The organism is Nocardia sp. NPDC051929, assembly GCF_044548645.1.
Classification (GTDB): domain Bacteria; phylum Actinomycetota; class Actinomycetes; order Mycobacteriales; family Mycobacteriaceae; genus Nocardia; species Nocardia sichangensis.
In genome coordinates, this window is the sequence record NZ_JBIUCG010000010.1 from 55,489 (window position 1) to 78,798 (window position 23,310).

Below are 23,310 nucleotides of genomic sequence, written 5' to 3' on the forward strand. Positions count from 1 at the left end.
TCTTTGTGATCGTCTAACGTGGGTCGCTGTGGACGTGCTGAGCGATCTGTTGCATCGAGCGCGAGTGGGCAATACCGAGGTACGCCAGCTCATCCAGCGGCCGCCGTGGTCGCTGACCTTCGCCGCATCCGGACATCCAGCGCTCGCTGTCGTCGCGGTGCTCGGCGGTCCGGCGCACTTGCGGCTCGACGATGCCCACACGACAAAGGTGCCGGTGCCCGAGGGCGGTATCGCCGTGGTGAAAACGACCGGCGGATATACGGTTGCCGATAGTCCGACCACCCCGCCTCAGATTTTGATCGAGGAGGGGCGCAAAGTCGTCCTCGACCACAGCCGGGAACCGGGCGCGCTCCGGAATATGGGCCCACGCACCTACGGTGACGGTCTGCCAGGAGCCACGACAGTGCTGCGCGGCTCCTTCGTACTTCATGGCGACGTGGGCGAGCGAGTACTCGATCTGCTGCCACCCGTGGCGGTCGTACCTGCCGGATCACGGACCAGCGCCGCGTTGCATCTGCTCACCACCGAAGCCGCCCGGGACGAGCCGGGACAAGACGCCGTCCTGCATCGGTTGCTCGATCTGGTGCTCGTGCTGGCGCTGCGCGCCTGGTGGGCCGCGCCCGGCGCGACACCACCCGGCTGGTATCACGCGATGATCGACCCGCGGATCGGCCGTGCTCTCCACGCGCTCCACAACGATCCGGCCCACCGCTGGACCGTTGCCGCGTTGGCCGAGGAGGCCAACATGTCCAGAGCCTCCTTCTCCGCGCGCTTCACCGCCCTGCTCGGACGCCCGCCGCTGACCTATCTCACCGATTGGCGAATGACCCTCGCCGCGGACGCACTTCGCGATACCGACGCCACCATCGCGACCATCGCTCGTCAAGTCGGATACCACGACGCCTTCGCTTTCAGCGTCGCGTTCAGACGCACCCGCGGGACCGGGCCCTCGGCCTGGCGGCGCCGGCAGACCATGCGTACACCGCCAGACCGAGACACCCATTGACCGCCCTACCCCGCTGTCGCCGGTGCACTCGCGGGTCCGGCGGCCAGTCGGCGAATCAGCCCGCTGCGGTGCCGAACCACCGGGGCAGGTGCTCGAGCAGATCCTGCTGGTCTGCACCGACCCACGCCACGTGGCCGTCCGGCCGCAGCAGCACGGCGGGCACCTCCAGTTCCTCGCTGACATCGACGACGTGGTCCACCCGATCCGCCCACCCCGTTACCGAAAGCCGGCCGGTCTGGTCGAGCAGCAACCCACGCCCGCCGTGCATCAGTTCGTAGAGACGACCCCGCTTCAGCCCGACGTCCCGCATCCGCCGGCCGAGCAGGTCGTGCCCCTCGCCGAAGTCGTAGCGGACCCCGACCGCGGTGATGATCTCGGTGATATACCGGTTGACCTCCTCGAAGTCCATCAACTTCGAGAACAGCTCGCGCAGCGCGGTCGCGCCCGGATCGGTTCCCATCAGCGTGATCTGCGCGCGGGTGTTCTCCAGCACACGCGCGCCCACCGGGTGTCGTTCGGCGTGATAGGTGTCGAGCAGTCCCTCCGGCGCCCAGCCGTTCACCTCGGCGGCCAGTTTCCAGCCGAGGTTGAACGCGTCCTGGATGCCGAGGTTCATCCCTTGCCCGCCGGTCGGCGGATGGATGTGCGCAGCGTCGCCGGCCAGCAGCACCCGGTCGACCCGGTAACGCTCGGCCTGCCGCGTAGCGTCGCCGAAGCGGGACAGCGAGCGCGGGGAGTGCACCCCGAAGTCGGTGCCCGAGAACGCCCGCAGTTGCCGCTTGAACTCCTCCAGGGTCGGGGCCGCACGATCGTCCGACACGCCCTCGGCAGGCACGACGATACGGAACAGCCTTCCGTCGTCACCGGAGCGCGCGGCGCCGAACCGCTTCTGCGTTTTGTGGACTTCCTCGACGATCGCGGCCACCTTCGCCGGGTCCTCGGTCACCTCCATTTCACCGAGCAACGTCTCGACTTTGGTGGGTTCGCCGGGGAAGCCGACGCCGAGCAGTTTGCGCACCGTGCTGCGGCCGCCGTCGCAGCCGACGAGGTAGCGCGAGCGTAGTTGCGTGCCGTCGGCCAACGCGACGGTCACCCCCTGCTCGTCCTGACTCAGCCCCACCACTTCGCAGCCGCGCCGGATCTCGGCGCCGACCTCGAGGGCGTGCTCGTTGAGCAGCCGTTCGGTGACGGGCTGTGGAGTGGCGAGGCCGTACGGGTGCGCCGTGTCCAACCGTTCCGGCCACGGCTTGACGATGCCGCCGAAAAGACCGCCGACTTGGAACTTTTTACTGACCGCGAGGAACCGGTCCAGCAGGCCGCGCTGGTCCATCATCTCGACACTGCGCGCGTGTAGGCCCTGCCCCCGGGACAGCGTGGACGGTTCCGTCTCCTTCTCCAGTACCAGCGTGTGCACGCCGTGCAGCCGCAACTCGCTGACCAGCATCAAGCCGGTCGGTCCGCCGCCGACAATGATCACGTCAAACATGAACCGCCCATCCGTTGGTGTCGCATCTCGGCCAGCCGGTCCGGCGGAAATCCGCGAGCGCACGTGCCTCGCGAATCGCCGATTTCCGCAGGTTCTGGCTTCGGCCGAAGATTTTGCAGCACGACCCGGGCCTTGCCGCAAGTCCCCCAGTGCGATATATGTTAAAAGGGAAGAGCAATTGGTTCTTCCCCGTCCGCGCCCGGTATGGACATCGTGGCAGCACCCATCCCCCATTCGGCCAGTGCGTTCGCTTCGGTGTGGCAGGAAGCATCAACCCACGCGTCGGGTGGCCGGTCCATGCTTCTCGACCTCAGCATGCCTCGCAGGGTCGGCGCGTCCGCCGTGTAGATGAGCCGAAGCGGAATCTGCCGACAATATCCGGTCCGCAGCTGATGTGACCCACGAATACAGGGTCGTCCCAGCGGAATTGGCGACGGTGGCGCCCGGCTATTCGACGCCGAGCGCCACCTCGGTCGACTTGATGAGGACTTTGACGCGTGTGCCTTCGGTGAGTCGCAGGTCTTCGACTGCGTCGCGGGTGATCGAGGAGGTGATCTCGTCACCCCCGGTGAGCCGGACCCGGACCACGGCCATGGCTTCGCCGCGGGTGATCGAGACGACGGCGCCGTCAAGTTGATTGCGGGTAGATAGCTGCATGCCGGTGATGGTACGCACGCCCGGCCCGGGTGGCGGGGATTGCCGACGGGGGTGTCAGTAGGCGTCGCGGACGTGGCAACCGGCTACCTCACCTCCGCCCGAAACCGGGCTTGCTCGACACGACGGTGGATATGCCGTCCGCGTGCTCGAAATGTGCAGCGGGATGCTGTCCGTGCGGCTGCCGGAAGCGGTGAGTTCCGATCAGTATCGGTCGACGGCGGGCGGCGTCAACGTCGAATCACGCAGCGGCCCGATCGTTTCCTCGAACGCCTTCTGCCACGAACCGTCGGCCACCATTTGCTCGAGCGCGTCGTTGATCTTGTTCCGGGTTTCCTGGTCGCCCTTCTTCAGGCCGATACCGTACTTCTCGGTGGTGAACGTGTTGCCGACCAGCTTCAGTTCCCCTGACGCCTGCCCCGCGAAACCGGCGAGGATGATGTCGTCGGTGGTCACCACATCGACCGAACCGCGGCGCAGAGCTTCGATGCACTGCGAGTAGGTGTCGAGTTCCACCAGCTGAACATCTTTGGCGTAGTGATCCTTGACGTATTGCGCCGGGGTGGAGCCTTTGACCGAGCAAAGTTTCTTGTTGCCGTTCAGCGACTCGACACCGGTGATATCGGTGGTCTCCTTCTTCACCAGCAGCGCCTGCCCGGCCACGAAATACGGTCCGGCGAAGTCGACTTTCTCCTTGCGCGTGTCGGTTATCGAATAAGTGGCGACGATGAAGTCCACCTCGCCGTTCATGATCATCGTCTCCCGCCGGGCCGACGGCGTCTCTTTGAAGGTGATGCCGTCGGGCCGCACGCCGAGCTTGCTCGCTACGTACTTGGCGATCTCGACGTCATACCCTTGGTAGGAGCCGTCCGCTTCACGGAATCCGAGTCCTGGCTGGTCGAACTTGATGCCGATGGTCAGCTTGCCGTCCCGCACGTGATCGGCGGTGGTCGCGGGGTCGCTGCCGCCACCGCAGGCGGCGGCGACGAGGGCGACGGCGATCGCCCCGATACCGAGGCGAAGTGTTCGGGTGATCCTCATCGAATTCGGCTCCTTCTCACGCTGAGCTGCCGGTCCGGGGGCCGACGACACGTCATCTTTCCCGGAACATCGATCGCCCGGCTCGACTGCCCTCCCGCCAGTGGAAAGTTCGGGGATGTGGCCGCACGCGCCGGAAGTGCACGGCGTCGTTCAGGCCGACGACGCGGCCCCGACGACCGTTATCGGCACTTCCGGGCTTTCACGAGACGGTTGGAAGTTGTCGCGCCACAGACGTACAAGCGACCACGCGGTTGCGCAGAGCAGCAGGCCGTTGCGCACTGCCAGGACCACTACTCCCGGTCCGCTTCCGGTGGCGACCCGGTCGTAGAGGAACGGGAACTCCACCTGACTCGCCAGTGCCGTCGCGAGTACCAGCACCAGCACAGGCCGCTGCGTGGTGCGCGGGTCGAGCGCGCAGACCGCGGCGACCCCGACCGCCCACACCAAGTACTGCGGGCTGAGCACCCGACTGGCCGCCAAGGCGAGGAGCACCGCCGCCAATGCCAGATCCGTCGCCGGAGGACGCACGCGCCACCAGGTGATCAGCAACACCGCGCCGCCGATGATCATGACGGCCACGCATCCCCTGGCCACGGCGGACACCGCAGGGCCGGACAGCTCCTCCGCCCCATAACGATGCACGATGGTCCAGCCGCCGTTCATCAGCCGAGCAACCAACAACGGTGTGGCAGCGACGGATTCGATCTGCAATCCCCGCTTCGACTGAAACTCCAGAAACGACCACGCGCCCGGACCCAACGCGGTCAATCCCGCCATCGCAACCAGACCGGCGCAGGCCGCCGCCGCGCTCATGCGCCACAGCGTCCGTCGGCGCAGCCCGAGCACGACCACCACCGGCCACAGTTTCAGCAACACACCCGCGGCGGCGGCCACGCCTGCCGCCGCCGGTCGGCGCGCTGACCACAACAGTGCCGCGATCGCGGTCGCGGCTACGATCAAATCGAATCGGCCGTAACAGACCCGGCCAAGCAAGGCCACTCCGAGCGTCCAAATCCACGGCCCGGCCTGCGCTGTCCGCAGCCCGTCAGCCCGCGCCGCCCTGATCAACAAGCTGAGCACACCGGCGTCCGCTGCCGCGACCAGCGCGAAGAACAACCAGTTGTAGCCCGACCCACCGCCGATCAGCCAGGGCACCACCAGCAACGCACCCGCCCCGGGCGGGTACTGCCAGCGTTCGTCGTCCAACGGGAAAGCGTTCTGGTGCACGATATGTTCGGCCCACGCGCCGTACAGGGTCAAGTCCGCCGCCGAGGCATCCCAGACGCTGTGCGGCAACGCCGTCACACCGGTGAACACCACCATCAGTAATCGAGTAACCACCCAAACGACCCACAACCTCGACACCGACGACAGCTCGCGCACAAGGTCGCAGCCTAACCGTCCTGCGCAATGAGCAAGGCGCCCACGGGTATTCGCAGACGACGATCGTCTTACATTCCGGTTCGTGCGGTGATGCGGCCTTCCTGGATCGCGCGCTCGAGTTCGGCATGGTCGCGCGCGTTCTGGTCGGCGTAGGTTTCGGCGTATTCCGCCATGGCATGGTCGAACTCGTCTGTCGTGCCGAGGTACGAAGCGATCGCTATCCGGTCGCCCGCGCGGGCGTGTGCGTAAGCCAGCACCCGCCCGCACAGTCGGCCGTAGAGTCGCAGTCCCTTGGGGCCCATGGTCTCGATCACCGCCGAGCCCTTGCCGTCGCGTAGCTGCCGGAAGTAGAAGTCCCGCTGCTCGCCGTCGATGTCGGGACCGTGTTGCCAGCCCAGCAGGATGTCGCTCGCCGCCTGCATCAGCCGCTGCCCACGCACTACCCGCTCCCCCTGGTTCGGATACGACGGGCCCGCCAGATACCGTGCCAATACCGACGGTTGGGTCTCTTTCGCCTGCAGAAACAACGGATCCCCGTCGACTCCCAGCATCAGGACGATCCAAGCGCGGGTGCCCACGCTCCCCACGCCGACCACCTTGCGCGCGGCTTGCGCGAACTCGAATTGGTCCAGCAGCGCGCGGCGATTGTCCTGCAGAGTCGCACGGTAATCGCTGAGACGTTGGCGTAGTTCGCGATACAGCTGCTCGGCGTCGACATCGGCGAAGAGTTCCTCGAGCGGGACGAGCAGGGGCGGATCGCTGATGATCCGCGGCCTGCCGTCGACACGGGTGGTCAGCTTCGCCAGGGCGTGGTGGCTGTCGTGCGTCCGCGACTTCGCGAGCGCCTTGCGCACCCGCTCCTGGGTCGAGGTGTCCAGCTCGTCGCGCAATTCGGGCAATTCGGCCGTGGGATCGATGCGCGAGTACCACACGGCTGTGGTGCTCCGCTCGGCTTGGTCCCGCATCGTGGTCCGGTATTCCGCCGCACACGCTAGCGTGACTTTCAGCCGCTGTTTGGCGGAGAAGCCGTTCTCTCCGGCGGCGACCGCCAGGCTGGTGACGAGCCGTTTGACATCCCATTCGAACGGACCGGGGTATGTCTCGTCGAAATCGTTGATGTCGAAGGCCAGGCGGCGTTCGGGTGTCGCGAAGATTCCGAAATTGCTCAGGTGGGCATCACCGCACAGTTGAGTGTGCAGCCCCGTCGTGGGCGCTCGGGACAGATCGTCCGCCATGACCAGGGCCGCGCCGCGATAAAAGGCGAACGGTGAGTTCGCCATGCGGCCGTACCGCACCGGAACCAGTTCCGGAATCCTGGATCGAGCCTGCCGATCGAGCAGGTCGACCGGGTCCCTGCCGGTGGCGTCGTGTTCGGCGAGAGCGGCGAAAGGGGTAGTCCGCCGAGCGGATTCACCCTGCTCGGCACGTTCGGCGCGGGTGGCGATCCGATCGTTCACCGCGGCCGTCCGGTGGGTCACGGTGCGACCGGCTCGAACGGTCGCGTTTCATCGTGACCGAGGCGGACGACGCCTGCCGACGATTCCTGGACTTCGTTCCACGCTCCCGGCAGGTCACGCAGCGGCTCGGAGACCACGAACCGGGCCTCCTCCCCCAGCCCGCGGAGAGATTTCACCTCCGGATGCAGGGCGCGCACTTTCGCGACATCGTTGGAATAGAACAGCGATCGCGTCTGCCGCTCGGTGGAATACCGGAAGAACCACATGGATTCACCGTCGGTGGTCGCGACGGTCATCTGTACCGGAGCCTCGACCTCGTGCGCCCGGCCGACGTCTTCGACGAGGCCGACCGCGCGGGCGACCGCCTCGAACGGGTCGTGGACGAGCCCGAAGGTCAGGGCAAGGAAGAAGAGCAACTCGGAATCGGTAGATCCCTCGATATCGGCGAACAGGAGCGGATCGACCGCCGTCATCAGATCACGCTTGCACTGCCGGAACCCGCGCAGCGCTCCATTGTGCATCCACAACCAGTGCCCGTGCCGGAACGGGTGACAGTTGCTGCGCTGCACCGAGGTCCCGGTCGACGCACGCACGTGCGCGAAGAACAGCGACGTGCGCACCGCGCCCGCGATCTCCCGCAAGTTGCGGTCGTTCCATGCCGGTTCGGTGTTCTTGAACACCGAAGGTCGCGGGCCATCGCCGTACCAGCCGATCCCGAAGCCGTCACCGTTCGTGGTCGTCGCACCCAGTTGGGAGTGCAAGCTCTGGTCGATCAACGAATGCGTCGGCCGGAACAAAAGGTCCTCGGCCCGGATCGGCTCCCCTGAATAAGCCATCCACCTGCACATATATCGATTGAAGCAGAGCAGGCGGGGTTCGGCCACAGCATCCGCGCGATCAGTGGGTCATGATCACCTTGACCACCACCACGGTGGTGGCCGCAACCGCCAGCAGCAGGGCCTCGAGCAAGGTCGAACGCCGGGGACGCGCACCGTTGAGCCGCTCGATGACGAACACGATCCCGCCGATCCGGATCAGCATGACCACCTCCGCGAGCAGCTGCGCAGTGCGCGGTTCGAGCCATCCGAGACCGGCGATGCCGAGGATCACGCAAGGTAGCACCGCCGAGCTGAGGATCGGCACGGAGTCCCGCATGTCCATCCAGCGCTCCCGAGCGGAGATCGGACGGTTCTGCTGGACGCTCTGGCCGACCCCTTCGGCGAAAGAGTGTGCGATGAACGTCGAGAAAGCCGTCCCGAGGACGATCAAGATGCCGACGTGTTCGGCGGAGGTCGTCACCGGTATCAGCGCCGCGAGTATCAGCACGTTCCCGTAGACATAGGCGCTGATCCGGCTGGCCGCATTGCGGCGATCCAGCGGAGCGCTCCGGGAGAACAGCGGTCCGTGTAGGAATGCATGTCTGCTGGCTTCCATCGACCTCCCACCGAGTTCGTCGCCGGGCCATCCGTCTTTCCGAGTCGTGCCGAGCCCGCGGCAAGGCCTACTAAATAGTAGCCAGAAGATCGCTGGGGATTATGCTGAACACCGGCGCACGGCGACGTGTGCGGGCTCTGTTGTTCCAGGTTTTCGGTACGTCCCATGCGGATCGGGCAAGACGCCCCGTCAGACCGATGCATCGCTCCGTGCATCGCCGATGAGAGAGGTGACCGGCAAATGTCAGCAACTAATGACCATTCCGTCAAGCAGGCGGTCGCGGCCACTACTTCGATCGGCGCCGCGGTCCTGCTGTTGGCCGCTGGGCTCCTGTCGATCTTCCAGGGGATCTCCGCGATCGCCAAGGACGATCTTCTGGTCTCCGGAACGAATTACACCTATCAGTTCAGTACCACCACCTGGGGGTGGATCCATCTCGTTCTCGGCATCTTGGTCGTGATCGCGGCGGTCGGGCTGATCGCCGGCGCTATGTGGGCGAGGGTCACAGCGGTGTTCCTCGCCGCGCTGTCGATCCTGGCCAACTTCCTGTGGCTGCCGTACTACCCGTGGTGGTCGACCATTGTCATCGCCTTGGACGTCGTCGTGATCTGGGCGGTCACGACCTGGGAGCCGAGCCGCATGTGACCGGCAGCGGCCGCGGTGCCGGTGCGGGTCAGGTGTCGCGCGACGCCACGGGCGGCGCCGACACCGTGCGGCGGGGCAGCAGCGCCGCGGCGAGCAGTCCGCCGAGGCCGATCGCGGCGAGAACGCTCATCGCGGCCGCGTAGGCGTGACCGCCGGGATCGGCGACCAGGATGGTCCCGGCCACCGCGGTACCGAGCGAGGAACCGAGGTTGGACACGCTGCGCGACAACCCCGAGATCTCGCCCTGCAGTTCCTCACCGAAGCTGGACTGCACCACGTTGACCGACGGGGTGAGCATCACGCCGAGGCCGAGCCCGATCAACAACAGTCCGGGGGCGAACGCCCACGGGTTCAGCGCGCTGCCCGCCAATGCCAGCAGCACCACCACGCCGATGATGGTCACCAGGTAACCACCCATGATGAGGGTGCGCGCGGCGCGGCGCCTCGCCAGTCGTCCGGCCGACAGTGACGAGACCAGCAGGCCGATGGTGGCGGCGGTGAAGATGACGCCGGTCTCGATGGCGTTGTATCCGCGCACAACCTGCAGATACGCCGAGACGACGAACGAGGTGCCCATCAACAGCAACCACTGGATGTTCTGGGTGACCAGGCCGAGGTTCGACGTGCGGTTGCGGAACAAGCCGGTCGACAGCAGCGGCTCATGCCCGGCGCGCTCCTTGTTGCGGCAAGAGACGAAGAACCAGGCGAGGAACATCGCACCGAGTGCCAGCAGCGCCAGCATCAACCAGAAATTGTCGTCGGCGGCCAGAATGCCCATGACGAACAGGATCAGGCCGACCGCCGACAGAATCGCGCCCCCGAGATCGAAAGGCCGCGTGGGGTCCGCGGGCAGCGGGTCGGTAATGCGGCGGCTGAGCAGGATGATCGCCACGATGACGAGAGCCTGGAAGCCGAAGGCGGCGCGCCAGCTCAGCCCGGAGGTGATGAGTCCGCCGATCAACGGTCCGGCCGCGGCGCCGATGCCGCCCATGGCCATGATGGCGCCGAAGGCCCGTGCGCGAGACGACGTCTCGGTGAACAGCAGGGTGCTGAGGATATAGACCGGTGGGATCAGCAGCGCGGTGCCGACACCTTCGAGGATCGAATTGCCCAGGATCAGCACACCGAGCGCCGGTGCGAGAGCGCTGAGCACGGCGCCGACGCCGTAGACGGCCAAGCCGACGACGAAACATCGCTTGCGACCGTATCGGTCGGTGAGCTTTCCGCCGGGGATCATCAGCGCGGCCATCACCAGCAGGAAGATCGTGATCGTCACCTGCACCCCGTGCACGGTGGTGTTCAGGTCGGCGCTGATGTCGGTGATCATCACGTTCATGTTCGAACCGGCGAAGCTACAGATGAACTGCGCCAGCGCGAGGGGAAGCAGCACCCCACGCGGTCTGGACCCGGTCGGCTCCGCCATCCGCGCGCCCCGGGTCAGGAACCGTCCGGCCGAGCTTCGGCTCGGTCGAGCTGTTCATCCAGCGCCATCGCCGCGGCGACCAAGGCCAGGTGCGTGAACGCCTGTGGGAAGTTGCCCAATTGCTCGCCGGACGGGCCGATCTCCTCGGCGAAGAGACCGACGTGATTGGCGTAGGTGAGCATCTTGTCGAACGCGTAGCGGGCTTGGGTCAATCGCCCAGCACGGGCCAGCGCCTCCACATATAGGAAACTGCACAGATTGAACGTGCCCTCGACGCCGCGTAAGCCGTCCGGGGAGGCTTCGGGGTCGTAACGGTAGACCAGGCTGTCGCTGACCAATTCCTCGTCCATCGCGTCGAGCGTGCTCAACCACGCCGGATCCTGCGAGGACAGGAAGCCCATCCGCGGCATGAGCAGCAGCGACGCATCCAGCACCTCGGTGGCGTAGTGCTGCACGAACGCCTGCCGCTTCGAGCTCCAGCCGCGCTCGATGATCTGGTTGAACACGGCGTCCCGTTCCCGTGTCCAGCGCGCGACGTCCGCGGGCCGAGAGTGTTCGATCGCCAGCCGTACACCGCGATCGAACGCGACCCAGGTCATGAGACGGCTGTAGGTGAATTCCTGTTGACCACCACGAGTTTCCCAAATCCCCTCGTCGCGCCGGTCCCAGTTCTCGGTGAGCCAGTCGATCAGGTTCGCGATCGCCCGCCAGCCCGAGATTCCGCCGATATCGGACATCTGCGCCAGCGCGTCGGCCGCCTCACCGTAGATGTCGAGCTGGATCTGATCGGCCGCCGCGTTACCGACCCGCACCGGCGCCGATCCGCGGTAACCCTCCAGATGAGAGAGAATCTCCTCTTCCAGTCGAGGATCGCCATCGATGCGATACATGATCTGCAACGGCTCACCAGAAGTGGTGTCACCGGCTTCCAGCCGCTCGCGCAACCAGCGCCGGAAGGCATACGCCTCTTCGGCGAAACCCAAATCGTTCAGCGCCCGCACCGACAGGGACGCATCCCGGATCCAGGTATAGCGGTAATCCCAGTTGCGTTCGCCGCCCACCTGCTCGGGCAGCCCCATGGTTGCCGCGGCGATCGGCGCCCCGGTGGGCGCATACGTCAGCAGCTTCAGCGTGATCGCCGAACGATTGACCATGTCCCGCCAGCGACCCCGATACGTGGACGATCGTAACCACGTCTGCCAGAACGCGCGGCACGCGTCCAACTCCGCGAGCACAGCCTGCCGCTCCGGAGGCGCCGGTGCGGCGCCCCCGCTGTCCGTGCTCGTCAACACGAGCACCGCCGTCTCCCCTGCCGAAAGGGTGAACTGCGCGGACACATCATCCCCTTCGGCGCGCAACGCCACCGGGTCGGTTGCCTGCAGGCGCAGATCGGTGCCCGGCCCGCGAAAGGTCACCGACCGGTGATCGTGCACTGTGAGGGTGTGGGCGGCGCGCGCATAGTCGAACCGTGGTCGGCAGCTGAGCGCGAACGGCAGAGTGCCCCGCACCACCCGCGCAATCCGCACCAGCCGATGCCGGTCGATCGGGGCGCGATCACGGATCGGCTCCATGAAATCGATGACTTCGCCGACCCCGCTCTCGGCCATGAACCGGGTGACCAGCACGGCCGTGTCCGACAGGTACAGCTGACGAATCGTCACCTCCGCCTCGGCCAGATCGGCAGACAACTGACAGCTACCACCACGCTCGCTGTCGAGCAGTGCGGCGAAGACGCTCGGCGAGTCGAATCGCGGAGTACACCACCAGTTGATGGTGCCCACCGAGGACACCAACGCCACGGTCTGTAGATCACCGACAATGCCGTGCTCCGCGATCGGTGGATACGCGTTCATGGCAATCCTCCAGTGGCATCGACCGAACGGACAACTCAGCCCAGCGCAACCGATCGCCGCATCCCTCATTCGAGAGATGCGACCCTCACAGTGTGCTCCATGCCGACCGAAAAAGTGAACAGCTTATACATAGCAAATCTGAAACAGGCGACTACGGCGTATCGCCCCGACCTACCCGCGCCTGTCGCTCAGCTCGCTTCCGACTAGACAGCCGCAGCGGAGACCATCGGCTTGCAATTGGCCGCAGCGCATCTCGGCGGCTCGACCGACGACACGGCGGCTGGACGCGGCCACTGGATCATGCCGGGTAGGAACGAGTTTCGGTGGCCTTCACCGCAGCCCACAGCCGCTGGCCCGGACGCAGTCGCAGCTCGGCGACGGTGGCCGGTGTGATGTCGGCGAGCACGGGCGGCGCGCCGTCGAGACGAATCCGGGTGATGTGCGCGTGTTGCTCGATGCCGGTGATCGTGACCGGCCAGCTGTTGCGGGGGCTGCCGACGGGTTGTTCCGGATGCAGGCCGACCGCGTTCGGGCCGAAGGCCACATGGACTCGCCCCTCCGCGGGTTCGGCGATGGTGAGGCTGCCGCCACCGTCCAGGTCGACAGTCGTGCCGCGAGCCGTGCCGCGGTAGAGGTTGAGGCCCATCAAAGTCGCCACGTAGTCCGAGCGTGGTCTCGCCGCGACCTGCGCGGGCGGTCCTTGCTGGACGATCTTGCCGTCTTCGAGGATGATCAGCCGGTCGGCGAGGACCATGGCGTCGAGGGGGTCATGGGTGACCAGGACGGTGTGGCCGGGGTAGTCGCGCAGATGGTGGGCGAGGTCCGAGCGCACTTGGACCCTGGTACCGGCGTCGAGTGCCGCGAGTGGCTCGTCGAGCAGCAACAGCTGCGGTTCGGTGGCCAGCGCGCGGGCCAAGGCGACCCGTTGCGCCTGTCCTCCGGACAGTGCCCGGGGTTTGCGAAGTGCGTAATCGGCCAGTCCGACCCGCGCGAGCCATTCGGTGGCCCGCTCCCGCGCGACGGCACGCCGACATCCGCGGGCGCGCAGCCCGAATGCGACATTCTCCAGTGCCGACAAATGCCCGAACAACAGGTAGTCCTGGAACACGACGCCTACCTGTCGGCGTTCGGCGGGCACGAACGCCGACGGTGGGGCGTCCCAGGTGGTTCCGTCCAGCCGGATGTGCCCGCCCGTCAGCGCGATCAGCCCCGACAGGGCTCGCAGGGCAGTGGTCTTGCCCGCCCCGTTCGGTCCCAGCAGAGCGGTCACCTCGCCCGGTGCGGCGGCGAGAGGCAGTTCGAGCGCGAAATGCCCTCGGTCGATCCGTAGGTCGGCCTCCAAGCTCATATCGCTCCCCGGATCCACCGTTCGCGCAACGCGACCAACACGGTGACCGAGACGGCCAGCAGAACGAGGCTGAGCACGATCGCGGCGTCCGGATCGGTCTCCAGCGCGAGATAGACCGCCAGCGGCATAGTGGTGGTGCGGCCGGGGAAGTTACCGGCGAAGGTGATGGTGGCGCCGAACTCACCGAGCGCGCGGGCCCAGCACAGCACCGCGCCCGCGACCACTCCGGGCAACACCGACGGCAGGGTCACCCGGCGGAAGGTGTACCAGCGGGTGGCGCCGAGCGTGGCGGCCGCCTCCTCGAAGCGAGGATCGGCCGCCCGCAGCGCTCCTTCGACGGAGATCACCAGGAAAGGCATGGCCACGAATGCCTCGGCCACGATCACCCCGGCGGTGGTGAAGGGCAGTGAGACACCGAACCATTCGTAGAGATACCGCCCGATCAGCCCGCGCCGTCCCAGCACCAGCAGCAGTGCGACACCGCCGACCACCGGCGGCAGCACGAGCGGTACGGTGACCAAGGCGCGGATCAGCCCGCGCCCCGGCAGTTCGGCGCGCGCGAGCACCCAGGCCAGCGGGATGCCGAGGACCAAGCAGATCGCCGTGGCCGCGGTCGCGCACACCAGCGAAAGCCGCAGTGCCTGGCCGAGTTCGACGCTGAACAACCGATCCGGCATGGTCGCCCACGGCGCTCGCGCCAGCAACCCGATGAGCGGTACGACGAGGAACGCCAGCCCGCAGCCTGCGGGCAGCATCAGCGCGACCGGTCGCCGCCCGAGCACCGCCCGCCGCCGCGAGGGCGCGATCACGGCGTGTCGAATCCCGCCGCTGCGAAGACCGTCTCGGCCTTGTCCGAGGTCACGAAGTCGACGAACGCCGCCGCGGCGGCCGCGTTCGGCGCGTGCGCCAGCGGCGCTACCGGGTAGTCGTTGATCGCCTTGCCGGACTCCGGGAAGTCGATGCCCTCGACCTTGTCGCCCGCCGCCTTCACGTCGGTGCGGTATACCAGCGCCGCGTCGACCTCGCCGAGCGTCACCTTGGTCAGCACCGCCTTCACGTCCTGCTCGCGGGTATCGGGTTGCGGGATGATGTTCGCCGTCTCGAACACCGTCTTGGCCGCCGCGCCGCAAGGCACCTGCTCCGCGCACAGCGCGAGCTTGGGCTCGGTTCTGCCGAAATCGGCCAACCCGGTGATGTGTCCCGGGTTGTCCTTGGGCACCGCGATCTCGAGCCTGTTGCGCACGAAGGTGACCGGCGCGGCGGTGACTTCCCCCTTGTCGCGGAGCTGCTGCATGTTCTTCGGCGCCGCCGAGGCGAACACGTCGGCCGGTGCGCCTTGATCGATCTGTTCGGCGAGCGCCGAACTCGCGCCGAAGCTGTAGATCACCTTCACGCCCGGGTGCGCGGCCTCGAACTGTTTGCCGAGTTCGGTGAACGTCTCGGTCAGCGAGGCGGCGGCGAACACGGTCACCGTGCCCGAGACATGCTCGGCGCCGGTGTGTTCGGTCGTGTCGTCCGAACCACAGCCGGCCGCGGTCACCACGGCCAGCACCGTCGCGGTGGCGACACCCCACTTGCGAATCATCCTCATCCTCGTCAACTTTCCGGTATCTCCACGACGACGTGCGTGGACTTCACCGATGCGACAGCGACGCTGCCGACTTCCAGACCGAGCTCGTCCACCGATTCCCGGCTCAGCAACGACACCAGCCGGAACGGTCCGGCCTGCATCTCCACCTGCGCCATCACCGTGTCCTTGACCACCCGGGTCACGATCCCGCGCATCCGGTTGCGGGCCGACGCCGCGACCGTCGCACCGGGTGCGGGCGCCTCGGCAGTGGCGCGCAGGAACTCGGCGAGCTCGCGGCCGCTGACACCCTTGCGGCCGTTGTCCAGCTGAATCGCGGTCAGACGGCCCTGATCGATCCATCGGCGCACCGTGTCGTCGCTGACACCCAGCAACGCGGCTGCCTCACTGATCCGTAGATTCGACACAAGCGACAGTTTATTGCCGCATTCACGGTAAAGATAGTCGGTCAGATCCGCTACTTCGAGTACTCTCGTTCGCCCGCGCCCGGCGGCTTCTCGTGACGGCAGGGCGTTGTCGATGTCTTCACAAGCCGGACTGCGCCGCGGTGCGGCGCACCTACCCGTCGGTGTGGAGCGTTCCTGTCGATGCGGCAATCCGACGGCTATACGGTCGTGGTAGGCCACCGCTCGCGCAGTCGTGGCGCATGGCAGACGACAAGGAACCCGAGCGACATGTCGATATCGAAGAAGGCGCATCCGGACGCGTGCACGCAGGAATTGGTGGCCGCCTGCCGTGCGGAGATCCCCGCGCTGACCGATCGGCTGATCTCGGAGATCTTCACCGAAAACCCCGAATGGACCGATTATTCGCGGGTACCCCGCGCGGATCTGGTCGACGGCTGCCGCCGGTACGTGACCCGCATCCTCGACCGGTTGGGCGCTCCGACGACCGCGTTCGACGACGATGTCGCCGCGTCCATCGGCCGCCGCCGTGCCGAACAGGGCGTACCGCTGGAAGCCATGTTGCGCACGTTCCGGCTCGGCGGCCGGATCGTCTGGGAGGTCCTGCTCGACCGAGCGGACGATCTCGCTCCCGGCGAGATCCGCGCGGCGGGCACCGCGTTGTGGGCCGTGATCGACGGGCTGTCCACGTCGCTGGTCACGTCCTACCGGAATACCGAATTGGAGCAGTTGCGCAGCGACGAACGCCGTCGGCACGCCCTGATCGAGGACCTGCTCGCCGGCCGGGGCAACGACACCACCTTCGCCGCGCGCGCCGCACGTGAGTTGAACCTTCCGGCCGGTAGCGACTACCTCGTGGTCGTCGCCTGCGGTGCGGGCGAGGCGATGCACACCGGCACCGAGGCGGCCTTGGCCGCGGTCGGCATTCGTTCGGTGTGGCACGATCGCGTCGACTCGACGGTCGGGCTGATAGCGGTCGAACGCCACGACGTCGCCTCGGTGTTGCGACGGATCGAACCGCACGTTCGCGGACGGGCAGGCGCCTCGCCGACCGTCGGCGGCCTGGCGCAGGTCGGCACCGCACACGGCTGGGCACTGCTCACCCTGCAAACCTTGCCCGCGGACGCGACAGGACTCGTGCCGCTGCACCAACGCTTCCAACATGCGCTGTTGCTGCGCTCCACCGACGTGACCGACATGCTGGTCGCCCACACCCTCGGTCCGGTACTCGCACTGCCCGCCGCCGAGCGCACGACCTTGCTCGACACGCTCGCGGCATGGTTGGCGCACGACTGCTCGGCGGCCCATGCGGCGACACGGCTGCACTGCCACCGCAATACCGTGATCAACCGCCTCCATCGCGTCTCGACCTTGCTCGGCCGTCCGCTCGAAGGCCAGCGCAGCTATGTGGAACTGTCGCTGGCCCTGGCCGCCCTCGATCTCGTCCGGTCACCGGAGAGAGCCTGATCCGACCTCATCGGATTGGGCGCCGCGCCCAATCTGGCGATCGCACTACTGGGCTTCGTGGCAATTGTCTGTGCACTTCGCTACGGCAACACTCGATAGCGATGATTCGCCCCACAACCGGAGGCGGATCGGATCATCGAGGACGAGGAGCACCACGAGTGCCGGATTTCGATCTACTGGTGGTCGGCGGCGGCCCGGGCGGGTACGTCGCCGCCATCCGCGCGGCCCAGCGCGGCCTGCGGGTCGGCTTGGTGGAGAAGGAGCGCCCGGGCGGCGTCTGCCTCAATTGGGGCTGCATTCCGACCAAGGCGATGCTGCGGTCCGCCGAGATCTTCCAAACCGTCACCGCCGCAGCTGATTTCGGCGTATACGCCGACAACGTGCGCTATGACTTCGCCGCGGTGCGGCAGCGCAAGGACGGCATCGTCAAGCAACTCACCGACGGTGTGGCGAGCCTGCTCGCCGCGAACGGCGTGACGGTGATCGAGGGACACGCCCGCTTCACCGGTCCGACCAGCGTCGAGGTATTCGAGGCCGGACAATCGCCGATCTTCCCCGGCGGCCCCCGCTACGCCGCCGCACCGACCGCCACCGCCACCCGGACGATCAGCGCGAGCGACGTGATCATCGCGACCGGATCGGTGCCCGCTCGACTGCCGATTCCGGGCGCGGACCTGCCGGGCGTCATCACCTCCGACGGCGCGTTCGGGCTGACCGAGGTGCCCGAACGCCTCGTCGTCATCGGCGGCAGCGCGGTCGGCGCGGAATGGGCCAGCCTGTTCGCGAGTTTCGGCAGCCGGGTCACCGTCGTCGAGCTACAGGACACCCTGGTGCCGCTGGAGGACGCCGACGTCGGCGCCGCCCTGGGACGGTCGTTCACCAAGCGCGGCATCACCGTGCTCACCGGCTCCACCGTCGAAGCCATCGCGCGAACCGATGCCCTGCGCGTCACCGTCGCAGGCGAGCACGCCGGTGAACTCGACGCGGACGTGGTACTTGTCGGCGTCGGACGCCGTCCCAACACCGCCGACCTCGGCCTGGACCGCGCGGGAATCGACACCGACCCGCGGGGCTTCATCCCCGTCGACGAACGGCTGAGCACCGGCGTCGAACACGTCTACGCCATCGGTGACGTCACCGGGCGTGCCCTGCTCGCACACGTCGCCTCGCATCAGGGCCTCACCGCCGCGGACGTGATCGCCGGCCATCCGGCGCACATCGACTACACCGCGATCCCGGCCGCCACCTTCACCCACCCGGAGATCGCGAGCGTCGGGCTCACCGAGGCGAAGGCCCGCGCCGCCGGGCACGACGTCGTCACCGCCCGATTCCCCTTCGCGGCACTCGGCCGGGCGAAGACCTTCGGCGAAACCGATGGCTTCGTCAAAATCGTTGCCGGACAGCGCCATCGAGAAGTGCTCGGGGTGCACATCATCGGCCCGTCGGCCAGCGACCTGATCACCGAAGGCGCCTTGGCCATTGCGCTGGAGGCGACCCTCGACGAACTCGCCGACACCATCCACGCCCACCCCACTCTCGGCGAGATCGGCATGGAGGCGGCCATGGCCGGACTCGGACTGCCCGTGCACATCCCGCCCCGGAAGCGTTGAGGAGCCTGCCGTGACCACCAGCACCGCATCCCGCAAACCGAGTCGCAAGACGGCTCGGTCGACGGCCGCACACACCTCCGCGTCGGTCACCGAGGAGCGCAAGAGCGACGCCGCCGAACCCGCACGGACGCAGGACGACTCCGTTCCGGCCGACGCGCGCATCGCCGCGGAGGATCCCGACAGCCTGCGCGGCCTGTACCGCGACATGCTGTTCGTGCGCCGGTTCGAGGAGCGCACCGCCCAGAGCTATCAGCAGGCGAAGATCGGCGGCTACTGCCATCTCAACCTGGGCGAGGAAGCCACCGTGATCGGGCTCGGCGCGGCCATGCGCCCGACCGACTATCTGTTCACCAACTACCGCGAGCACGGATACGCGCTGGCCAAAGGCATCGAGCCCGGCCGCGTCATGGCGGAACTGTACGGCCGCTCCACCGGCACCTCCAAGGGCTGGGGCGGTTCCATGCACATGTACGACACCGCGACTCGCATGCTGGGCGGTTACGCCATCGTCGGCGGCCAGGTTCCGCTGGCCGTCGGCGCGGCGCTGGCCATCGACTACCGCGGCGAGGACGACGTGGTGGTGTGCCAAATGGGTGAGGGCACGACGAACATCGGTGCGTTCCACGAGTCGCTCAACATCGCGGCCCTGTGGAACCTGCCGGTGGTGTTCCTGGTGATCAACAACCAGACCGGCATGGGCACCACGGTCGAGCGCTCCTCCGCCGAGCCGGATCTGTGGAAGCGCGCCGCCGCCTACCGCATGCGCGGGGAGCGTGTCGACGGCACCGATGTGCTCGCCGTCCGCGATGTGGCCGGTGAGTTGATCGAAACAGCTCGGCGCGAGAAGAAACCCGCGCTGCTCGAGGCGGTCAGTCACCGCCTCAAAGGCCACTCCGTGGTCGACCCGGCGAAATACCGTACCGAAGAGGCCGTCTCGATCGCCCGCGGCAACGATCCCATCGTGCGCTGGCGCGACGCGCTGCTCGCCGCCGGTGTGCTGGACGATCGGTCCGTGGCCGCGCTCGAAGCGGAGGCGACGGCCGCGGTCGCCGCTGCGGTCGAATTCGCCGACGCAAGCCCCCATCCGGAGCCGTCGAGCCTGTTCGACTACAACTACGCGACGCCCGTGGCGGGCGATTCGCGTCGCCTGCCCGCCGATCCGCTCTTCACCCATTAAGGACATCACCGTGGCTGTCATGACCTATCGTGAAGCGCTGCGCGAGACCCTCCGCGAGGAGATGCGGCGCGACGACGATGTCTTCCTCATCGGGGAGGAGATCGGCATCTTCGAAGGCTCCTACAAGATCACCGCGGGACTGCTGGCCGAATTCGGCGAGAAGCGGGTGCGCGACACTCCCATCGCCGAGGAGGGTTTCGTCGGCGCCGCCATGCTCGGACTGCGCCCGGTCGTCGAGATCATGACGATCAATTTCTCGCTGCTGGCGCTGGATCAGATCGTCAACCACGCCGCGAAGATCTACGGCATGTTCGGCGGCCAGACCAGCGTGCCCATGGTCATCCGCACCCCGGGCGGCGGCGGGCAGCAACTGGGCGCGACGCATTCGCAGAACGTGGAGTTGTACTACGCCTTCGTGCCGGGCTTGAAGGTGGTCGCGCCGAGCACTCCGGCCGACGCGCGTGCGCTGCTGAAAGCCGCCATCGAAGACGACGATCCAGTGTTGTTCCTGGAGAACCTGTCGCTGTACAACACCAAAGGCGAAGTGCCGGAATATCTTCCGAGCGTCCAGATCGGCAAGGCCGCGGTCACGAGAACCGGCTCCGACATCACGCTGATCGGGTACTCGCGAATGGCGACGATCTGCTCCGAGGTCGCCGAACGACTCGCCGCCGACGGTTTCTCGGCAGAGGTCATCGACCTGCGCAGCCTTCGTCCGCTGGACCGCGCCACCCTGATCGAGTCCGTCCGTAAGACCGGCTGCGCCGTCATCGGCGAAGACGACTGGCTCACCTACGGCATCGGCGCAGAGGTCGCGGCTTCCATCTCCGACGGCGCCTTCGACTACCTCGACGCCCCGGTCCGCCGGGTGGCCATGGCCGAGGTGCCGCTGCCCTATGCCAAGCCGCTCGAACGACTCGCCCTGCCGTCGGCCGATTCGCTGTACACCGCCGCAGTGGAAACCCTTGCGGCAGTGGGCAAGCGACGCTGAAAGACCAGAGGACATTCATGCCCGAAATCACCATGCCCCGCCTCTCCGACACCATGGAGGAAGGCGTCGTCGTCTCCTGGCTCAAGCAGGTGGGCGATCCGGTCGAACAAGGCGAAATCCTCGCCGAGATCGAAACCGACAAAGCTCTCATGGAGCTCGAGGCGTACGACAGCGGCGTGCTCGAGCAAATCCTCGCCGGTGAGGGCGCGCGGGTGCCGATCGGAACACCCATCGGCGTCATCGGCGACGGCAGCGGAACTACCGCGAGCGGCCCGAACGGGGGTACGCCCGCCCCCGCCGAGGAGCAAGCTCCTGCCGGACACGGTGCGGAGCCGGACACTCGCCCGGTTCCGGCTGTCACGGTGACCGAACCCACCGTCGACTCCCGCGCAACGGTGCAGCGAAAGAAGACGTCGCCGCTGGCGCGCAAGATCGCCGACGAACTCGGCGTCGACATCACCACCGTCGTCGGCACCGGCCCCGGTGGGCGCATCATCCGGCAGGATGTCGAATCCGCCCATCGTGCAGCCGAACTCGATCCGCCGCGGAAGGTCGTCCCCGCTCCCCCGAGCGAGGTTTCCGCTCCGGCCGCAGGCGACTACGAGGAAATTCCGCTGACCACCATCCAGCGTGTCTCGGCCACGCGGCTCACCGAGAGCAAACAACAAGCTCCGCACATCTATCTGACCAACGCGATCGATGTGACCGACCTCTTCGACTTCCGCGCACAGGTCAACGCCACGCTGGCGCGGACAGATGTGAAGGTCAGCGTCAACGATCTGCTGCTCAAGGCCGTCGCCGTGACGCTGCGGAACAACCCTGCGGTCAATGTCTCCTTCGCAGGCGACAAATTGTTGCGGCACCGTGGCATCAACCTCGGTATGGCGGTCGCGACGCCCGCGGGCCTTCTCGTTCCCGTGCTGCGGGACGCCGATCGCAAGAGCGTGTCCGAGATCGCCGCCGAGAGCAGGGACAAAGCCGAACGCGCCCGCGAGCGCAAGTTGCGGACCGACGAGATGAGCGGCGGCACTTTCACCATCTCCAACCTCGGTATGTTCGGCATCGAGCACTTCACCGCCGTCATCAACCCACCGGAGGCCGCCATCCTGGCCGTCGGCGCGGCCACGGACGAACTGCGTCTGGACGACGGTGAAGTGGTGACCCGCAAGATTCTGCGGGTCACCATGTCCGCCGACCACCGCGCCATCGACGGAGCCGTGGCCGCACAGTTCCTGCAACAGCTGAAGGACCTGCTGGAACATCCACTCCGCATCGTGACCTGACACTTCGGCGCTCAGCCAACCGCCTTCCGCACCAGTTCGCCGATCCTCGCCTCCTCGGCGGCGGACACCTTCGTCAGCGCGAAGTACGTCGGCCACATGGCGCCGTCGTCGAGGGTGGCGATATCGCTGAAACCGAGAGTCGCGTAACGCGATTTGAACTTTTCCGCGCTCTGGAAGAAGCACACGACCTTGCCGTCCTTGGCGTAGGCGGGCATGCCGTACCACAGCTTCGGCGACAGATCCGGAGCGCTGGCTCGGACGACGGCGTGCACCCGCTCGGCCATGACGCGATCGGATTCGGCCATTCCGGCGATCTTCTCGAGCACGTCCTTCTCCCCGTCCGCCTTCGTCGCGCGCGAGCCGCGGCGCGCGGCCGTCTTCAACTCTTGGGCGTGCTCCTTCATCGCGGCGCGTTCCTCGTCGGTGAATCCCACCGCGGTCTTGGTCTTGGCGTTGGTGCGGGTGGCGGACTTCTGCGCGGTCATGAGTGTGTCTCCTTCGTCTCGGACAGGGGTGATTTCGATGGTGGTTCGGGCGCTCATCGGTCCTGGATCAGCCCGAGGACGTGGCCGTCGACGTCGGTGACGGTGGCCACCAGGCGGCCGCCGCCGACATCGTGGGCGGACTCCGCCACAGTGGCGCCCGCGGCGGTCACTTCCGCCAGCTTCGCCTCGATGTCCGGCACGTGCCAGTAGGCCACCGGTGCGGTCATTCCCTGCGGTCCGCCGTTCGGCACCAGCCCGATGTGCTGGCCCTCGGCCTCGAAGCCGACGTAGTAAGGCGAGTCGGTCTGCGGCGCCGTGCCGAGCAAAGCGGTGAACAGCGCCTTGGCTGCCGCCAGGTCGGACACGGGATGCAGCACGGTCTTGATTCCCTGGGTGGGAGAGCTGGTCATGATCACTCCTGAACTCGTCGGTCACGTTGTCCCGGTGTGCCGTTCTGTCGGGCGAACCGGGCGTGCTCACAGCATCTCTCCCGGCGACTCCGACCCACATCCGTGGCGACCACGGAACCGTCCACTGATCGGGCCACCGATCGACTACGGCGGCAACCCGCAACC

The 23,310-nt window shown here is 67.1% G+C and carries 22 protein-coding genes; 7 read left to right on the top strand and 15 right to left on the bottom strand.

Annotated elements, in window-relative coordinates:
- Positions 1-28: 28 nt before the first annotated feature.
- Positions 29-1,006 (top strand): AraC family transcriptional regulator, encoded by a 978-nt coding sequence (locus tag ACIHAX_RS14655; protein ID WP_397277828.1) that lies wholly within the window; start codon positions 29-31, stop codon positions 1,004-1,006.
- Positions 1,007-1,061: 55 nt separating this feature from the next.
- Here the strand turns inward: ACIHAX_RS14655 and rox are convergent, their stop codons facing one another.
- From rox to ACIHAX_RS14690, 7 genes are all read right to left on the bottom strand, one after another.
- A complete protein-coding gene (gene rox / locus ACIHAX_RS14660; RefSeq protein WP_397277830.1) occupies positions 1,062-2,492 on the bottom strand; it encodes a rifampin monooxygenase in 1,431 nt (476 codons plus the stop codon).
- Between the two features lie 447 nt (positions 2,493-2,939).
- A complete protein-coding gene (locus ACIHAX_RS14665; RefSeq protein WP_355073881.1) occupies positions 2,940-3,149 on the bottom strand; it encodes a TOBE domain-containing protein in 210 nt (69 codons plus the stop codon).
- Between the two features lie 201 nt (positions 3,150-3,350).
- Positions 3,351-4,187 carry a glutamate ABC transporter substrate-binding protein gene (locus ACIHAX_RS14670; protein ID WP_364426230.1) on the bottom strand — a complete coding sequence of 279 codons (837 nt, stop codon included), beginning with the start codon at positions 4,185-4,187 and terminating at the stop codon, positions 3,351-3,353.
- A gap of 150 nt (positions 4,188-4,337) precedes the next feature.
- Positions 4,338-5,510, bottom strand: a complete 1,173-nt coding sequence (locus ACIHAX_RS14675; RefSeq protein WP_364426233.1) for a glycosyltransferase family 87 protein — start codon at positions 5,508-5,510, stop codon at positions 4,338-4,340.
- Positions 5,511-5,638: 128 nt separating this feature from the next.
- Entirely contained in the window at positions 5,639-7,048 is a 1,410-nt protein-coding gene (locus ACIHAX_RS14680) for a DUF2252 domain-containing protein (protein WP_397277833.1), read from the bottom strand.
- Positions 7,045-7,863 (bottom strand): class II glutamine amidotransferase, encoded by an 819-nt coding sequence (locus tag ACIHAX_RS14685; protein ID WP_364426239.1) that lies wholly within the window; start codon positions 7,861-7,863, stop codon positions 7,045-7,047. The genes ACIHAX_RS14680 and ACIHAX_RS14685 overlap by 4 nt, the downstream gene beginning before the upstream one ends.
- Positions 7,864-7,924: 61 nt before the next feature.
- Complete coding sequence (locus ACIHAX_RS14690; protein ID WP_356964288.1) at positions 7,925-8,461, bottom strand: hypothetical protein; 537 nt, start codon at positions 8,459-8,461, stop codon at positions 7,925-7,927.
- A gap of 240 nt (positions 8,462-8,701) precedes the next feature.
- On the opposite strand from ACIHAX_RS14690, the gene ACIHAX_RS14695 reads away from it, so the two are divergent.
- Positions 8,702-9,106: a hypothetical protein gene (locus ACIHAX_RS14695; protein WP_364426245.1), complete on the top strand. Its 405-nt coding sequence runs from the start codon at positions 8,702-8,704 to the stop codon at positions 9,104-9,106.
- 28 nt (positions 9,107-9,134) lie between these two features.
- Here ACIHAX_RS14695 and ACIHAX_RS14700 read toward each other — a convergent pair whose 3' ends face one another.
- The 6 genes from ACIHAX_RS14700 to ACIHAX_RS14725 form a co-directional block, all read right to left on the bottom strand.
- On the bottom strand, positions 9,135-10,433 hold the full coding sequence (locus ACIHAX_RS14700) for an MFS transporter (protein ID WP_397277836.1): 1,299 nt from the start codon (positions 10,431-10,433) through the stop codon (positions 9,135-9,137).
- A 110-nt stretch (positions 10,434-10,543) separates the two neighbouring features.
- Entirely contained in the window at positions 10,544-12,451 is a 1,908-nt protein-coding gene (locus ACIHAX_RS14705; RefSeq protein WP_397277838.1) for a glycoside hydrolase family 15 protein, read from the bottom strand.
- Positions 12,452-12,680: 229 nt separating this feature from the next.
- Positions 12,681-13,730, bottom strand: a complete 1,050-nt coding sequence (locus ACIHAX_RS14710) for an ABC transporter ATP-binding protein (protein ID WP_355073895.1) — start codon at positions 13,728-13,730, stop codon at positions 12,681-12,683.
- Positions 13,727-14,485: a molybdate ABC transporter permease subunit gene (gene modB / locus ACIHAX_RS14715; RefSeq protein ID WP_364426777.1), complete on the bottom strand. Its 759-nt coding sequence runs from the start codon at positions 14,483-14,485 to the stop codon at positions 13,727-13,729. Before modB ends, ACIHAX_RS14710 begins: the two co-directional genes overlap by 4 nt.
- 50 nt (positions 14,486-14,535) lie before the next feature.
- Positions 14,536-15,315 (bottom strand): molybdate ABC transporter substrate-binding protein, encoded by a 780-nt coding sequence (gene modA, locus ACIHAX_RS14720; protein ID WP_364426255.1) that lies wholly within the window; start codon positions 15,313-15,315, stop codon positions 14,536-14,538.
- An 11-nt stretch (positions 15,316-15,326) separates the two neighbouring features.
- A complete protein-coding gene (locus tag ACIHAX_RS14725; RefSeq protein ID WP_355073899.1) occupies positions 15,327-15,725 on the bottom strand; it encodes a TOBE domain-containing protein in 399 nt (132 codons plus the stop codon).
- 267 nt (positions 15,726-15,992) lie between these two features.
- Between ACIHAX_RS14725 and ACIHAX_RS14730 the strand changes: the two genes are divergently transcribed.
- The 5 genes from ACIHAX_RS14730 to ACIHAX_RS14750 all read left to right on the top strand — a co-directional run bounded on the left by ACIHAX_RS14730 (position 15,993) and on the right by ACIHAX_RS14750 (position 22,250).
- Positions 15,993-17,189 carry a PucR family transcriptional regulator gene (locus ACIHAX_RS14730; RefSeq protein ID WP_397277840.1) on the top strand — a complete coding sequence of 399 codons (1,197 nt, stop codon included), beginning with the start codon at positions 15,993-15,995 and terminating at the stop codon, positions 17,187-17,189.
- 158 nt (positions 17,190-17,347) lie between these two features.
- The gene (gene lpdA, locus ACIHAX_RS14735; protein ID WP_397277842.1) at positions 17,348-18,799 is read left to right on the top strand and encodes a dihydrolipoyl dehydrogenase; all 1,452 of its coding nucleotides are present in this window, start codon (positions 17,348-17,350) and stop codon (positions 18,797-18,799) included.
- 10 nt (positions 18,800-18,809) lie between these two features.
- Positions 18,810-19,976 carry a pyruvate dehydrogenase (acetyl-transferring) E1 component subunit alpha gene (pdhA, locus tag ACIHAX_RS14740; RefSeq protein ID WP_397277844.1) on the top strand — a complete coding sequence of 389 codons (1,167 nt, stop codon included), beginning with the start codon at positions 18,810-18,812 and terminating at the stop codon, positions 19,974-19,976.
- Between the two features lie 19 nt (positions 19,977-19,995).
- Positions 19,996-20,967, top strand: a complete 972-nt coding sequence (locus tag ACIHAX_RS14745) for an alpha-ketoacid dehydrogenase subunit beta (RefSeq protein ID WP_397277846.1) — start codon at positions 19,996-19,998, stop codon at positions 20,965-20,967.
- A 17-nt stretch (positions 20,968-20,984) separates the two neighbouring features.
- The gene (locus tag ACIHAX_RS14750) at positions 20,985-22,250 is read left to right on the top strand and encodes a dihydrolipoamide acetyltransferase family protein (protein WP_397277848.1); all 1,266 of its coding nucleotides are present in this window, start codon (positions 20,985-20,987) and stop codon (positions 22,248-22,250) included.
- Between the two features lie 11 nt (positions 22,251-22,261).
- Here ACIHAX_RS14750 and ACIHAX_RS14755 read toward each other — a convergent pair whose 3' ends face one another.
- The gene (locus ACIHAX_RS14755; RefSeq protein ID WP_364426274.1) at positions 22,262-22,735 is read right to left on the bottom strand and encodes a DUF1801 domain-containing protein; all 474 of its coding nucleotides are present in this window, start codon (positions 22,733-22,735) and stop codon (positions 22,262-22,264) included.
- Positions 22,736-22,788: 53 nt separating this feature from the next.
- The gene (locus tag ACIHAX_RS14760) at positions 22,789-23,145 is read right to left on the bottom strand and encodes a VOC family protein (protein ID WP_356964301.1); all 357 of its coding nucleotides are present in this window, start codon (positions 23,143-23,145) and stop codon (positions 22,789-22,791) included.
- Positions 23,146-23,310 lie beyond the last annotated feature (165 nt).

Excerpts from the sequence above, each read along its gene's own strand:
- rox (WP_397277830.1), bottom strand. The coding sequence starts at position 2,492 with ATGTTTGACGTGATCATTGTCGGCGGCGGACCGACCGGCTTGATGCTG.
- ACIHAX_RS14665 (WP_355073881.1), bottom strand. The coding sequence starts at position 3,149 with ATGCAGCTATCTACCCGCAATCAACTTGACGGCGCCGTCGTCTCGATC.
- ACIHAX_RS14670 (WP_364426230.1), bottom strand. The coding sequence starts at position 4,187 with ATGAGGATCACCCGAACACTTCGCCTCGGTATCGGGGCGATCGCCGTC.
- ACIHAX_RS14675 (WP_364426233.1), bottom strand. The coding sequence starts at position 5,510 with ATGGTGGTGTTCACCGGTGTGACGGCGTTGCCGCACAGCGTCTGGGAT.
- ACIHAX_RS14685 (WP_364426239.1), bottom strand. The coding sequence starts at position 7,863 with ATGGCTTATTCAGGGGAGCCGATCCGGGCCGAGGACCTTTTGTTCCGG.
- ACIHAX_RS14690 (WP_356964288.1), bottom strand. The coding sequence starts at position 8,461 with ATGGAAGCCAGCAGACATGCATTCCTACACGGACCGCTGTTCTCCCGG.
- ACIHAX_RS14695 (WP_364426245.1), top strand. The coding sequence starts at position 8,702 with ATGTCAGCAACTAATGACCATTCCGTCAAGCAGGCGGTCGCGGCCACT.
- ACIHAX_RS14700 (WP_397277836.1), bottom strand. The coding sequence starts at position 10,433 with ATGATCACCGACATCAGCGCCGACCTGAACACCACCGTGCACGGGGTG.
- ACIHAX_RS14705 (WP_397277838.1), bottom strand. The coding sequence starts at position 12,451 with ATGAGGGATGCGGCGATCGGTTGCGCTGGGCTGAGTTGTCCGTTCGGT.
- ACIHAX_RS14710 (WP_355073895.1), bottom strand. The coding sequence starts at position 13,730 with ATGAGCTTGGAGGCCGACCTACGGATCGACCGAGGGCATTTCGCGCTC.
- modB (WP_364426777.1), bottom strand. The coding sequence starts at position 14,485 with ATGCTGCCCGCAGGCTGCGGGCTGGCGTTCCTCGTCGTACCGCTCATC.
- modA (WP_364426255.1), bottom strand. The coding sequence starts at position 15,315 with ATGATTCGCAAGTGGGGTGTCGCCACCGCGACGGTGCTGGCCGTGGTG.
- ACIHAX_RS14730 (WP_397277840.1), top strand. The coding sequence starts at position 15,993 with ATGTCGATATCGAAGAAGGCGCATCCGGACGCGTGCACGCAGGAATTG.
- ACIHAX_RS14745 (WP_397277846.1), top strand. The coding sequence starts at position 19,996 with ATGACCTATCGTGAAGCGCTGCGCGAGACCCTCCGCGAGGAGATGCGG.
- ACIHAX_RS14750 (WP_397277848.1), top strand. The coding sequence starts at position 20,985 with ATGCCCGAAATCACCATGCCCCGCCTCTCCGACACCATGGAGGAAGGC.
- ACIHAX_RS14755 (WP_364426274.1), bottom strand. The coding sequence starts at position 22,735 with ATGACCGCGCAGAAGTCCGCCACCCGCACCAACGCCAAGACCAAGACC.
- ACIHAX_RS14760 (WP_356964301.1), bottom strand. The coding sequence starts at position 23,145 with ATGACCAGCTCTCCCACCCAGGGAATCAAGACCGTGCTGCATCCCGTG.